The organism is Legionella sp. PATHC032 (assembly GCF_026191185.1).
Lineage (GTDB): Bacteria > Pseudomonadota > Gammaproteobacteria > Legionellales > Legionellaceae > Legionella.
This window is the reverse complement of record NZ_JAPHOV010000001.1, coordinates 808,493-822,209: the sequence shown is the minus strand read 5'-3', so window position 1 is coordinate 822,209 and position 13,717 is coordinate 808,493. Positions and strand designations below refer to the sequence as shown.

Genomic DNA, 13,717 nt, shown 5'->3' with positions numbered 1-13,717 from the left:
AGACTTCCTTTCCTGTTCATTTATTTTGCCTGTTTTTAAGCACTTCAAGCAAAACCTTTGCATGCGATCCATCACAAAAAGGAGGGCTTTTGGTTTGTTTGCAATTGCAAAAATAAACTTCTTCAGTCAAATCTGCTATGAAAGAGACTGCTTTATCTCCACAATTCTCTTTATCACAGAAAGGCTGGGTATTGCTTTTGCCACAACCACACCATTTGTAAGTATATCCCTCTGTTACCTCCACACCTATTGGAAATAAATGCTTAAATTCTGAATTATTATCATCCATGATGAGAATTTCTCCATAAGCGATTAACTTCAAAGCCTGGCTTAACTTTAATTGTATGTCATAAAGTGAAAGATATTCAGAATTTATAATTTATTTTATGTCGATAGAATCCTCATGTCATTTTAGAAGCATTAAACCAATTCAGTAGCAGGCCGGAGATACCCAATGAGATAATCAAAAATAATGATAAAGCCAAATTAGACAAGGCATAGGGATAAATGATTAATAAGAGTGCGATAGCTAAAATATATAAGAAACCTACAGTGGATAATTTTTCCTTAAATTTTTTGAAAAAATGAATTTTCATCAGAACCCAATAGAGAAACATCAAGATAATTAAAGGAAAGATATAGATAAGCTGATACGCAAATTGATATAGCCCCATCTGAACTCCTGATACATTTTGGTTATGTAACCATTGTTCAAAAACATAAGACCAATTCATCAAACAGGTTTGTTGAAACATCGGCACTGTTAATGCCAATAAAAAAGCTAAAACAATAAATAATGGTTGGATAGAACGCTTTTTATAATACTGACCAGCGAAGTAAAAAGCAAAAAGGCCTACCAATGCGGCCGGAACACGGAACCATGAAAGCGACTCAAAAAACAGAGTAGGATAAACCTGTTGAAAATAATGAACACCACCAACGGTTAAAATAAATAGAGAAACGCAAATAAATTGCAGCTTTCGTTTTTCCATCATGAATAAAAGGCCAAAAAATGCAGCGATAGTAAATAAAGCACATGGACTGATTGCATCGATTAAGGCTACAACAAAAATAAATGCATTTGAGGAAGGGCTTCCTGTGATATTCGCATCAAACAAGTTAGCATTTCCCCATCTGTTTAAAACACTCTCGGTCGCAGGAGTCAATCTTCCATTTTTAATGATTGCTTCTTTACAATAATTTATGCCATTGAGCAGATCCTTTCCGGTTGTCTGTGCAGAGGCAAATCCTACCCAACGAGAATTACAAAAAAATATGGATGGAACCGCAAAATCATATCGGTTAAGCTCTGTTAATAAATCACCAAAACGTTTCAAAGCGTTTTTGTCTTTATCGATAATATAACGCTGTACATGCAACCAGGGATAATGTGATTCAATTTCTTTGAAAAATTCATCGGCCTTATGACAATGAGGGCAAGTAGAAGAAAGATACAATTCCACGTTAATTATAAGCCCTTTCCCTTTTTCTTCTGTATACCAGGGAGATGAAGAATTTATCGCCCATAAATTAAAACTGAGCATTAGAAGTAACATTGTCAAGCGAATCATTTGCTTCATGGTTTTCATTATAATTCTTTTAAATGAATACTATAGCACTTAGGATCGATTGTATGAAATAGCTCAAACAAGACTACCTCATTTAAAGTAATAAAATGTAAACCTGAAATGAGAAGTTAAACATCAGGAATGAATATAATTTTCCAGATGCTCTATTACTCGCAATTTATCTTCCAAGACGTGGTACAACAAGTCCCCTATTGACAATATAGCTAACAACTCACCTTCTTCTTTAATTAATACATGTCGTCTTTTCGTTTCAGTTATCACTTGCATGGCCTTTTCTACCGAATCATGGGGGCTTAATATCGTGACATTGGTATAAACAACATCAGATACTTTTGCAGTTTCCAAACTTAGATTCTTATGAAAATAACAACGAAGTATGTCTCTTTCACTCACAATACCAATCAGGTTGGTATCATTATCGAAAACGACTAAAGCACCTATATCTTTTTCAACCATCTGTTTAATACATTCTTTGACACTATCATCAGGATGAATATAAGCGATTTTCCTTGGTGGAACCGGCAGTACGCTATGAATTAAGTGAGCCATTTCACTCTCCCTGATTAATACTAAATTAGTAACTTGCTGTATAAATATAGCACAAAAAGGAGGGGTTAAGCTCAATAAATGAGGCAACTAGTCAGGAAATATTTTATAAAAGATCACCGCGGGACTTACGAAAAACCCCAAGGTCGAGGCAAAAATTGATTTTAATAAGGGAGTTTAGATAAAGTAAATGATCGAGTTAAAAACTTTTTTTAACAAAGAGATTGGGATTTTTAGAATGAGATTGTTGGGTTTTCCCCCAACAATCTTAATCAATTAAATTAATTCACAACACGCCAGGAACCATCAGCTTGGCGACAGGCCTTACCATAAATTTGTTGGGTTTTGCCACCAATCATGGCTTTGGTAATGTACTCACGGCAAGGTTGTTGAGCATTATAATAAGTTCTCGTAGGTTGGACAGTATAACGGTAGCCAGTGTCCGGATTTGACCATGCAACTGCTTTACCCGTTGGAGCTGTTTCTAGGGCCCTTTGCATTTCAAGTCGGTCTACCTTATCCATCGTTTTTCCAATTTGACCACCCAGGTAAGCTCCTAATAATGCTCCTGCTCCTGCAGCTGCAACTTTACCTGAACCACCACCAAATTGGCTACCAAGTAATCCACCTACCACACCACCGGTAATTGTACCTACACCTTCTTTGTTCATTGAGGCACAGCCACCTAGCATAAATGATAGGGATAATGATGCAACAATTAATTTTTTCATTACAGTTCACCTGTTTAAAGAGTTACAAAATCGGTTGTCATTCTACCATCACGAACAGTTATTATCCATAACTTATTTGTAACGCACTCTCTCTGAAATTTGACATAATAATTCGTATCCTACTGTACCTGCTGATTTGGCAATGCGCTCTACTAAAACATGTGTTCCCCAAAGCTCAACTGCGTCGCCTATCTGAACATCAAGGTGCTCTGTCAAATCGACAGTCAGCATATCCATAGAAACCCTGCCAACAATAGACACTTCCCTCCCTCTAACCCAAACCGGCGTTTTCTCGGAAATATGTCGTGGGTACCCATCACCATAACCTGCTGCAACAATACCAATTCGCGAAGGTTTATCGCTTTTCCAGGTTCCACCATAGCCTACCTGAGCAAAAGATGGATTATCATGAATCGCGCTGATGGCTGACATAAAACGCATCACAGGGATTAAACCTAAATCCTGAGCATTTTGATTAGCAAATGGGGAAACGCCATATAACATAATCCCTGGTCTCACCACATCAGCCTGGGAATCAGGGAATGAAATAATTGCTGCTGAATTAGCGATACTGCGTTGGTAAAATCCAGGTATGGATATCTCTTGAAACAAAGAGATTTGTTGTTGATTCTCGGGGCGGAGGGGTTCATCCGCGCAAGCCAAATGAGTCATTAACCCTATATTTTTATCAACCCAGGTACAGGTTTGCAATGCCTCCATCACTTTTTGCAATTCATGGATCTTAAATCCAAGTCTGTGCATGCCTGTGTTTACCTTAACCCATACTTTTATTGGATAAGGTAGTGGAGTATTGATTAGCCATCCTAACTGCTGTGGGTGATGAAGAACACAGGCGAAATCGTTCTCAACAGCTACTAACAATTCATCAGAACTAAAGACGCCCTGAAAGAGTACGCAGGGGGTCTCAACGCCTAAAGCTCGAATAGCCATCGCTTCCTCAAGACAAGCTACTCCAAAAGCCTCGATACGCCCATCAAGAACAGGTGCAACTTCTCTGACTCCACATCCATAGGCATTGGCTTTTACCATAGCGATAACTTTCTTGCCTGGAGCCAAATGCTTTATTTGAGATAAATTGTGCAATAAAGCACTGGGCTCTATCACTAAACGTGTAGGTCTTGACACCCTATTCTACCCCTTGATAACCATTAAATGCCAAATCTTCAAATCGTGTGTATTTACCCAAGAAGGCTACCCTGACTTTGCCTATGGGCCCATTTCTTTGCTTGGCAACAATGATTTCAGCAGTACCTTTATCAGGACTGTCCTCATTATATACTTCATCTCTATAAATAAAACAGATTAAGTCAGCATCTTGCTCGATTGCTCCTGATTCTCGCAAATCTGACATCACAGGCCTCTTATCTGCTCGCTGCTCTAAGCTTCTATTCAACTGAGATAAAGCAATTACCGGAACTTGTAACTCTTTTGCCAATGATTTAAGACTGCGAGAAATTTCGGAGATTTCTGCTGTTCTATTGTCAGCATTAAACCCAGGGACTTTCATTAATTGTAAATAATCGACAACGATAAGCCCCAAAGAGCCATGTTCCTTTGCTAAACGCCTGGCACGTGCCCTCATTTCTCCGGGGCTTAAAGCAGGAGTATCGTCTATAAACAAAGGAGCCTCAGAAAGCATGTGCACAGCAGAAGTCACTCGCGGCCAATCATTATCATCTAATTTACCAGTACGAATCCGATGCTGATCAATTCGCCCCAAGGAAGACATCATTCTCATTGCCAGGGAATCAGCAGGCATTTCCATAGAGAAAACCAATACTGGCTTACCGGCTTTGATTGCCGCATGCTCTGCCATGTTCATCACCAAAGTTGTTTTTCCCATCGATGGGCGACCAGCAACGATAATCAGGTCAGAAGGCTGCAAACCCGATGTCATTTCATCCAAATCAGATAAACCTGTAGCAAGACCTGTAATCGCATCACCATTATGATAGAGGGCATCTATTTTCTCTACTGCACGAACCAAAATGGATTTGATATTTTCTGGCCCACCGTCACTCGCGGTTTGTTCACCTATGGCAAATACTTTGGTTTCTGCCATATCCAATAGCTCAGGTACTTCTCTTCCAGCAGGATTATAAGCAGAATCAGCAATTTCTGTTGCTACCGCTATCAGTTGCCTCTGGACTGATTTTTCTCGCACAATATCCGCATAAGCGGTCACATTCGCGACACTTGGTGTATTATTTGCCAACTCAAATAAATAGGCTTCTCCACCAGCATCATCTAACTCGTTGTGTGTTTTCAAAGCATCAAGAAGGGTCACCACATCAAAGGGTTGATCTTTTTTGGCTAGAGCAGAAATGGCTCTAAAAAGAATACGATGCTCGGTGCGATAAAAATCGGTTTCACATAATTTATTGCTTACCTTATCCCAAACTTGATTATCGAGCATCAAACCACCAATGATGGATTGCTCAGCCTCTACAGAATGTGGAGGACGCTTTAGCGGGTCGACTGTTTTTTTAGATGTTTGCAAATCAAGCATGGTAATAACAATTTATTCGAGAAATTATTTATAGGGAAGACAATCTATTTAAAGACATTCTTAATCTAATTTCAAATGATAATAACACTAAAAATAAAATGCAGGATAGTGCGAACCGCCATAAAGGTGGGAGAAAGCACCGCCCCGCATTATATATAAAAACATTCTTAAAAACTACTTATCGAATCCAGGTTTGAGTACGTCCCAGAGCAGATACTCCAAAATACCCTCTGACATACAATTTATTGCCCTGCATGGTCATCTTGGCTTTATAAATTTTTCCTGTTTTGGGATCGAGGATAGAACCGCCACTCCAAACACCATTGCCTTCATCTTTTAATCCCCAAACAAAAGTCAAACCTTGAATTTTTTTGTCCTTAAATGCACCTGGGCACTTAGAGCAAATTCCGGTATCACCTGGTTGTGGATATACTTTAACGATAGTACCACTTAAAGTACCATTTGTTACCTTAAGGTTAACTACAGCTCTTTTAGCTCCGGTTTTATCATCAATGGTTGTCCAGGTACCTGCAGGAGACTGTGATGCTGCAAAGGCTAATGGTAAATAACATACAGCAATTACAAAACTACATAACACTTTCCATAATTTCATAATTAATCTCCATAATTGAATCAGTATACCTCTTGTATAAACTGTGCGTTCTGTTGGGTTACAAAGTTCAAGTTATACAAGAGCTTGTAATAAAGCATAAGCCATGACAGGTAACTTTGCTACAGAAATCTTTAAATAAATATTTGTGGTTTGATTATCCGCTCCCTGACGGTCGCGGCTCGGTTTGATGGTTGAGGATTGGTTTGATCCATAATCCGAGCCGCGACCGTCAGGGAGCGGATAATCAACCGTTATTTTTTCATAAAGGCATAAAAAATTGATTTAAATCGTCTTCACTCAAAATCATTGACCTGGAAGCATCCGCAGACAAAATTCCCTCCACTAATTGTCTTTTCTTCTCTTGCATACCAAGAATTGCCTCTTCTACAGTACCTGATGTAATCAACTTATAAACAAAAACAGGGCTTTCCTGGCCTATTCGATGAGTTCTGTCAGTAGCCTGATCCTCAACAGAAGGATTCCACCAGGGATCATAATGAATTACTGTATCAGCACGAGTCAGATTAAGCCCTGTGCCTCCTGCTTTCAAACTAATTAAAAATATTGGCGTATCACCTTGCTGAAATTGCTCGACCAAGGCTTGTCTGTTTTGGGTCTGTCCCGTCAATTTCAAATAATCATATTGCTTGACTATTAATAATTCCTCAATCAACTTGAGCATCGATGTAAATTGTGAAAATACCAGTACTCGCCTTCCTTCCTCAACTAAATTATCAAGCAACTCCATCAATGCATCGAGCTTGCATGAAGTACCGTGAGCAATCTCCGCTTCAGACATGGATAACAATCTTGGATCACAACACACTTGTCGTAATTTCAATAAGGCATCAAGTAATAATATATGGCTTTTCCCCAATCCCTGCCTTGCTATAGCATCTCTTACCTTTTTCTCCATGCTCATGCGGATAGCCTCATAAAGATCTCGCTGAGCACCAACCAACTCTATAGTACGGGTTATCTCCGTTTTGGGTGGCAGTTCATTGGCCACCTGATTTTTGGTCCGACGTAGTAAAAAAGGTTGTACTCTTTTCGCTAACAAATCCCTTCTTCCCATATCAGCATATTTTTCTATAGGCGTTCTGAACCAAAGCCTGAATTGCTTGGCATCACCCAATAAGCCCGGCATTAAAAAATGAAACAAAGACCAGAGTTCGCCTAAATTATTTTCCAGCGGAGTTCCAGTAAGACATAAACGGTGTGCGGCCTCTAATTGTTGAATGATTTGTGTCGTTTTTGTTCGTGCATTTTTTATGAATTGCGCTTCGTCCAAAATAAGATAATAAAAGGGATAACCAACAAATTTTTCTTTGTCCCTGTGAATTAATCCATAGGTAGAAATAATTAAATCATAGTCATCGAAATTATCCTGATGTCTGTCACTTCCATGATAAACCAATACCCTGATCTCTGGCGTAAATCGCTTGGCTTCAGCAAACCAGTTACCAACAAGGCTGGTAGGCGCTATGATTAAACTGGCTCTAGTTAATCTTGATTGCTCTTTCTCATATTGTAAATGGGCGAGGGTTTGCACTGTTTTGCCAAGCCCCATATCATCGGCTAATACGCCATTAAAACGACTGACCCGCAAAAATTGTAACCAGTTTAACCCATAGTGTTGATAATCCCTCAAATGAGCTTGAAGACCAGATGGAACTTTTATCTCTGGCAGATCATTTAATCTGACCAGCTTCCTTAGTTCTTCTCTTAATAATTCAGCACCTTGCCAACGTGATTTGGTTGCAGCAATAGCCAATTCCACTTCCTGCATTAATACCAATTGATATTTATTAATCTGTAATTGCTGATTTTGATCAATTTGACGCAAGCCAAACTGTAATAACAAACGCACTAAAGGCTTAATTCGCCCCATAGGTAATTGCAATAAACGACCATCCAACAATGGAAGTTTGACCAGCTGTTCATCAGGCAAATTATCTAAATCATTCCCTTTGTAACGTTGAATCAAATCTGCAACCAGAGGCACAATACTCACTGGTTTGCCTTCAACCAAAATGCCCAATTGATAGGAAAAAAAATCGGTTGTACTTTCCTGTATATCGGAATACCACTCCACTTCATCAGCAGAAACAATCTCTTGATAAAACGGGCTGGCAAACTCTACACGCCATCCATGACCTTTTAAATAAGGTAGCGATTGTTGGTAAAGAATTTCCAAGTCTGAAACAATTTGCACATCTTTTAAAATAAAAAAAGAGTGGTCGGGTAAACTCCAATGATATTTTTCCCATTGATGAAATGGTCTCAAATCAATAGAACTTTTCAACTCTTCAATTTTTAAATCTTCAAATTCCTGATCACGTTGGTATTCAACTAATATATCTCCTTTTAAAGACACAACTTTTTCACACTCTTCCGCAAAAGGGACAAGTAATCCTTCGTAATCAAAAAAGATCTTTGCTATATAAAGAGAATTACTTTGCTCTCCATCATCAATCCATCTGTCTTCTTCCTGTTCGGTGACCGCATCGAGCATTAACACAGGAATTGGTTTTAATTGTTTCGTTTCCTTTTGATTGTACACATTGGGCATGGGGAATTCAGGGCAATTTTTAGACATTTTTTTGGCCAATAACTCCGCTTGATCAAGAGGAATAGGTGGTGCTTCCAACAAATGGCGGAGTTGCCTGATAGGATATGGAGAATTTAAGTGGCCCATTACTGCATTTTTAATATCAAAATACCAACTTTCATCCAGTAATAATGGCTCAATATTCTGATTATCATGTCTTAACTTTAAAATCTGATTGCCATTCCAGGATAAAATCCACTGGCATTCGCCAGTTAAAGTCTCTCCCTTTTGTATAGGGCTATCTTCATTTTCAATAAAAAATGCCCTTCCGGTTGCAATGATCTTATCAAGAAGCTCGGTGTTCCGAATTAAAAGATTATCAAACCAGCCGGATACATTACATTTAAATAACAATTGAGCCACAATGTCATTATCATCGCCCATAAAATGTTGTTTTTTTGAATTAGCCAGAGTATTAAAGATTATTTTTTTCCCGTAACCGCCTCGCTTTAATAACTTGGCCAAAGCTAACTTAATGCTCACCTTGTGCTCATGACCCCGAAGTTTGAGATCAATCAAATAAGTCAGATGGTGTGTCGCTTCTTCCCTTTTTATTTCGGATGCTTCTTGTGCTCGTAAATTTTTTAGCCAAACATCCAATTTCCTGTCCAGCTTATTAGAAGGCAGTGAATCCAGATTTACTTTTTCTCTGTCTCGTAATGCAAAAAGACAAGCTGCAGCGTGTTTACAATTGTATTGATAAGCACATGAACATCGAGAAGGTTTCGCGGGCCATGATTTTAAATCCATATGGACATCATAAATTTGACTCGAACTACCCTTCACTCTCCCTTTCAACAAGCCGTCACTTAAGCGAATATTCAGTACCTGGCCTTTTTGAAAGTACTCTTCACCCCGAAGCAATATTTTAGCTTCAAAAGCCTCTGGCATTTTTGATATTGCTTCATTTAACATGCTGCGGGTTTGTCCAGGAAAAATCGTATATTGTAGTCATTTTTTACGCTTTTTGACAATAGAATGGGTTGTTCTATCCGCTCCCTTACGGTTGCGGCTCGGTTTTAACCATGATCCTATCTGACTCAGAGTGAGCCATAATCCGAGCCGCGACCATAAGGGAGCGGAAAAAACAATTCTTCAATTAAAATGAATACCATGATCTCCATCTGTAGCCATATCAATGCCCCCTAAGCTACAATTCCAGTATGCAAATTAATTGACAGATTTTCATGAACGCACCTTTGACAGTACTGATGGCTCAAATTAATCCGACAGTTGGAGCTATTGACGCAAATGCAAAAAAAATTATTGATGCCATCCAAGACCATCAGGAAAACCATGATGTGATTATTTTTCCTGAACTAGTTCTGTCCGGTTACCCGGCAGAAGATTTGCTCTTTCGTAAAGAATATCATGATAAAATAATGCTCAACCTCAAGAATATTCAGGATATAGTCAGAAATTGTTATGTCATTGTCGGACATCCAATGATGCACACAGGCAATTGCTACAATAGCCTTAGCATTTTTTATCAAGGACAAAAAATTAGAGAATATCACAAGCAAAAATTGCCAAATTATGGAGTTTTTGATGAAGCAAGATATTTTAAACCTGGTAGAAAAGATCCTTGCGTTTTATCAATTAAAAATCATAAATTAGGGTTTTGCATATGTGAAGATTTATGGCAAAAAGGCCCTGTAGACGATTTACTTAACAGTGGTATTTCCATCTTAATCAGTTTAAACGCCTCTCCCTTTGATTATCGTAAATACCAGCAGAGAGAAGAGCTTTTAAAATCTTATGCTCAACAGGGTATTTCCATTATTTATGTCAATCAAATTGGTGGTCAGGACGATTTGCTTTTTGATGGACAATCCTTGGCTATGGACAATCAAGGCACCATCCGTGCCCTGGCTCCCGCCTTTGAAGAAAGCTTATGCACTGTCTATATAGACGGTAACAAAGTAAACGGATCAATCACCCCTTATCTGGATAAAGAAGCGCTCATATATAAGGCACTGGTTTGTGGCACTAGAGATTATGTCAGAAAAAACAATTTCCCCGGTGTATTGCTTGGGCTCTCTGGAGGCATTGATTCTGCCTTAACTTTAGCGATAGCTGCCGATGCGCTCGGCGCAGAACAAGTTCATGCGGTGCTGATGCCCTCACAATATACCGCATCAATTAGCAATGAAGATGCGCTGGAACAATTGAGTAACCTTAAAGTTGCACATTCCATTATACCGATTGAACCTATGTTTCAATCCATGATTGAATCGCTTCATCCTGTTTTTAAAGGGTTGCCACCCGATACCACAGAAGAAAATATTCAGGCAAGAATACGCGGCATGCTGCTCATGGCTTTGTCAAATAAGACCGGGAAAATGGTGCTTACAACCAGCAATAAGAGTGAAACGGCCGTAGGTTATGCCACTTTATATGGCGATATGGCAGGCGGATTTGCCGTATTAAAGGATGTGCTGAAAACCCAAGTGTATGAATTAGTGAAGTATAGAAACAAGATTTCAGTAATTATTCCCGAGCGGGTCATTACCAGACCTCCTTCTGCTGAATTAAAACCAAACCAGACTGATCAGGATAGTTTACCCGAATACAGTGAACTGGATGCCATTATCATGGCTTACATGGAACAGAATTTAAGCCCTTCTGAAATCATTGCCAAAGGTTTTAAACCACAAGTGGTCAATAAAATCATTCAATTGATTAAACGTAACGAATACAAGAGACGTCAGGCTGCACCAGGAATAAAGATAAGCAATCTGGCCTTTGGTAAAGACTGGAGATATCCTATTACCAATGGTTTTAATCAATAAATTTGAACTGCCTTGAAATAAAATTCAAGGCAGTTACTGCATTTATTCATTAAATAGATCTTATAGCGAGACTATCATTTGGTTTTGATGATTGTCCTTCGTGTTGCTCCATGTTTTTAGCTCTGTTACCAAACAAGGTAGCAATATTCTCATATTTATCTAAATTAATTTTACCAGGTTCTGGTGTAGCAACCTTTTCTTCTTGCCTTTCACTTAACTGATTCTTCAAACACCGTTCAACGTCTCCAAATAAACGCAAATCCAGTTTTTTGGCATTTGTCGTTTTGCTTGTGCTACTGACAGGAGGTATTTTAGATTTTGGTCCGGCAGCTAAACATTCTTGCAATTGAGCCTTAAATTCCTTCATGTCTTCCTTGACATCAATGGACTTGATAGTATTTACACTCAATAAATAAGTTTTAAGTTGAGAAATGTGTTCTTCCTTTAACGGATAACTTTGCTCATTTAACCATGTTTTCATTGATGAATAGAACTCTAATGAAATTTCATGTGCGAGACCTAATGTGTTTATCCACCAGAGCGAATACTCATTAGGTTTACCGCGCAAAACAAAAGTAGCAGAAATACCATTTTCTTTTAATACATTATTAGTCAACTCAACTTGAGTTCTCAGATCTTTCGGATTGATGAGCAGTTGAACTCGTCCTAAAAGCATTTCTCTGGCTTTTACACATTCCTGTTTAAGCTGCTTCAAATGCAAGGCACTTAGATTATCAATATCCTTAACGATATCCTTAATCTTTCCGTCTATCAGGATTTGGATTAACTCTTCTCCGGGTTCCAAAGCATACGCTTTTCCTGTTGCATCTATCCAGGAAAGCTTCCAAATATCACTTTCAAAAATCAAACAAAATTGTATAACACTCTTATTTTCTTTGGCTGATTTTTTAGCTGCTTCCAGGTCATTGGTAATTGAAACATTATCGATAAATTTCTGAGCACTCTGATGTGTCTGTAACAATTCCTGTTTTCGAGCTTCTATTAATTTTTGCGTAGCCAGATATTGCAACATAAACTCGTCAATTCTTTTATTTATTTTTTGTCTGAGCTTCAAAATAATTGGATGGATTAACTCACTTTCTAATGGTTTATAGCCAGGAACTGACTTGATAAGCTCATCAAATAAATAATAATTAAACGAACCATGTTCCCACTCTCCTTTCCCAACCAATAACTTAAACTCCTGCAAGCGAGTGTAGGCATCAGGGAAAGCTTCCATGCCTTTAATTGCCATATCAATTTCTTGTCCGCGTTTTCTGGTAAACTGGTAAAACCAACCTTTAAGCCATGATTCAATGGGTTTGTTATATCGTGCCCGGGCAGATTCTAAGACATGAACTAATTGCTTACATCCTTCATCGGATTCATCAGCAATGCGACTTAATAATTTTTCAGCAAATTCGTTTAAATTGTCGATTATATCCAATAATTCTTTTCCATCCTTTGGTGGCATATACGCTCCTTGTTCCTTGTCCAAATTTCATCTTACCTTAATCAGAATTTTATACAAGCAACAAAATCATTGAGCTAACTGAAATTTAAAATTTAAATTGCTCAATAAAGCACAATAGAAAACTTGCAAATTTAAGACAAACCGCTAACATGATTCAGTTAAAAAATAATAATAATAAAAAGGGATGTCATGAGAATCACATTACTTACAACAGCTATATTAGCTACTGGTATTGCTTCTGCCGCAGTGCCTGTAGACGGGTGGTATGCCAGCGCATTTGGAGGTTATACCTATATCCCCCCAAACATATACAATTTCGCATATGGGGTATTCCGTGATGAAGTGGGGTACAACAACGGCTATAACGCCGGTGGACGGGTCGGCTACCAAAGTAACCCAATCCGCTATGAAGTAGAATACACCTATCTCAGAGGTGAAGCCAGAAAGTTTAATCTTAACTTTATTACACAACTCGGTGTTACCGGTTTTACCTCCGCTAACACTATCATGGCCAATATTTACTATGATTGCCCTGATATGTTACCAGCCATAGCGCCATTTATTGGATTGGGAATTGGTTATGCCTCTCTTAGAGCAGAGCTTGACAGCATAGGTCCTTTTAGACCGTCTTACTTTACCACTAGCGACAGCGCCTTTGCCTACCAGGGAACTGTGGGAATAACTTATAATTTCTCCGAGAATTATGCGGCAAATTTGGCTTACCGCTATATCGCAACCGATAATTCGAGTAATTTTGGAAAAACGTACCAGGCTCATTTGGCCAGCGTGGGAGCAATCTACCGTTTTGATCAAGGAAATTATAAGTAAGGA

At 38.6% G+C, this 13,717-nt stretch carries 11 protein-coding genes; 2 read left to right on the top strand and 9 right to left on the bottom strand.

The annotated features are described in order from the left end of the window. Positions 1–16 precede the first annotated feature (16 nt). From OQJ02_RS03720 to OQJ02_RS03685, 8 genes are all read right to left on the bottom strand, one after another. On the bottom strand, positions 17–289 hold the full coding sequence (locus tag OQJ02_RS03720; RefSeq protein WP_265717927.1) for a CDGSH iron-sulfur domain-containing protein: 273 nt from the start codon (positions 287–289) through the stop codon (positions 17–19). A gap of 112 nt (positions 290–401) precedes the next feature. Continuing rightward, a complete protein-coding gene (locus tag OQJ02_RS03715) occupies positions 402–1,589 on the bottom strand; it encodes a hypothetical protein (protein WP_265717926.1) in 1,188 nt (395 codons plus the stop codon). A 114-nt stretch (positions 1,590–1,703) separates the two neighbouring features. Beyond that, the gene (locus OQJ02_RS03710) at positions 1,704–2,138 is read right to left on the bottom strand and encodes a CBS domain-containing protein (protein WP_265717925.1); all 435 of its coding nucleotides are present in this window, start codon (positions 2,136–2,138) and stop codon (positions 1,704–1,706) included. 278 nt (positions 2,139–2,416) lie between these two features. Further along, positions 2,417–2,866 carry an RT0821/Lpp0805 family surface protein gene (locus tag OQJ02_RS03705; RefSeq protein ID WP_027223780.1) on the bottom strand — a complete coding sequence of 150 codons (450 nt, stop codon included), beginning with the start codon at positions 2,864–2,866 and terminating at the stop codon, positions 2,417–2,419. 72 nt (positions 2,867–2,938) lie between these two features. Then, positions 2,939–4,012 carry an alanine racemase gene (gene alr / locus OQJ02_RS03700; RefSeq protein ID WP_265717924.1) on the bottom strand — a complete coding sequence of 358 codons (1,074 nt, stop codon included), beginning with the start codon at positions 4,010–4,012 and terminating at the stop codon, positions 2,939–2,941. Position 4,013: 1 nt separating this feature from the next. Next, entirely contained in the window at positions 4,014–5,396 is a 1,383-nt protein-coding gene (gene dnaB / locus OQJ02_RS03695; protein ID WP_265717923.1) for a replicative DNA helicase, read from the bottom strand. 178 nt (positions 5,397–5,574) lie between these two features. Next, on the bottom strand, positions 5,575–6,009 hold the full coding sequence (locus OQJ02_RS03690; RefSeq protein WP_265717922.1) for a DUF2147 domain-containing protein: 435 nt from the start codon (positions 6,007–6,009) through the stop codon (positions 5,575–5,577). 259 nt (positions 6,010–6,268) lie between these two features. After that, positions 6,269–9,535, bottom strand: coding sequence for a DEAD/DEAH box helicase (locus tag OQJ02_RS03685; RefSeq protein ID WP_265717921.1), 3,267 nt, complete (start codon positions 9,533–9,535; stop codon positions 6,269–6,271). A gap of 272 nt (positions 9,536–9,807) precedes the next feature. Between OQJ02_RS03685 and OQJ02_RS03680 the strand changes: the two genes are divergently transcribed. Then, positions 9,808–11,412 carry an NAD+ synthase gene (locus OQJ02_RS03680; protein WP_265717920.1) on the top strand — a complete coding sequence of 535 codons (1,605 nt, stop codon included), beginning with the start codon at positions 9,808–9,810 and terminating at the stop codon, positions 11,410–11,412. A gap of 49 nt (positions 11,413–11,461) precedes the next feature. Here OQJ02_RS03680 and OQJ02_RS03675 read toward each other — a convergent pair whose 3' ends face one another. Then, positions 11,462–12,910, bottom strand: a complete 1,449-nt coding sequence (locus OQJ02_RS03675) for a hypothetical protein (RefSeq protein ID WP_265717919.1) — start codon at positions 12,908–12,910, stop codon at positions 11,462–11,464. Positions 12,911–13,075: 165 nt separating this feature from the next. Here OQJ02_RS03675 and OQJ02_RS03670 point away from each other — a divergent pair, with 165 nt between their 5' ends. After that, positions 13,076–13,714 (top strand): outer membrane protein, encoded by a 639-nt coding sequence (locus OQJ02_RS03670; protein ID WP_265717918.1) that lies wholly within the window; start codon positions 13,076–13,078, stop codon positions 13,712–13,714. Positions 13,715–13,717 lie beyond the last annotated feature (3 nt).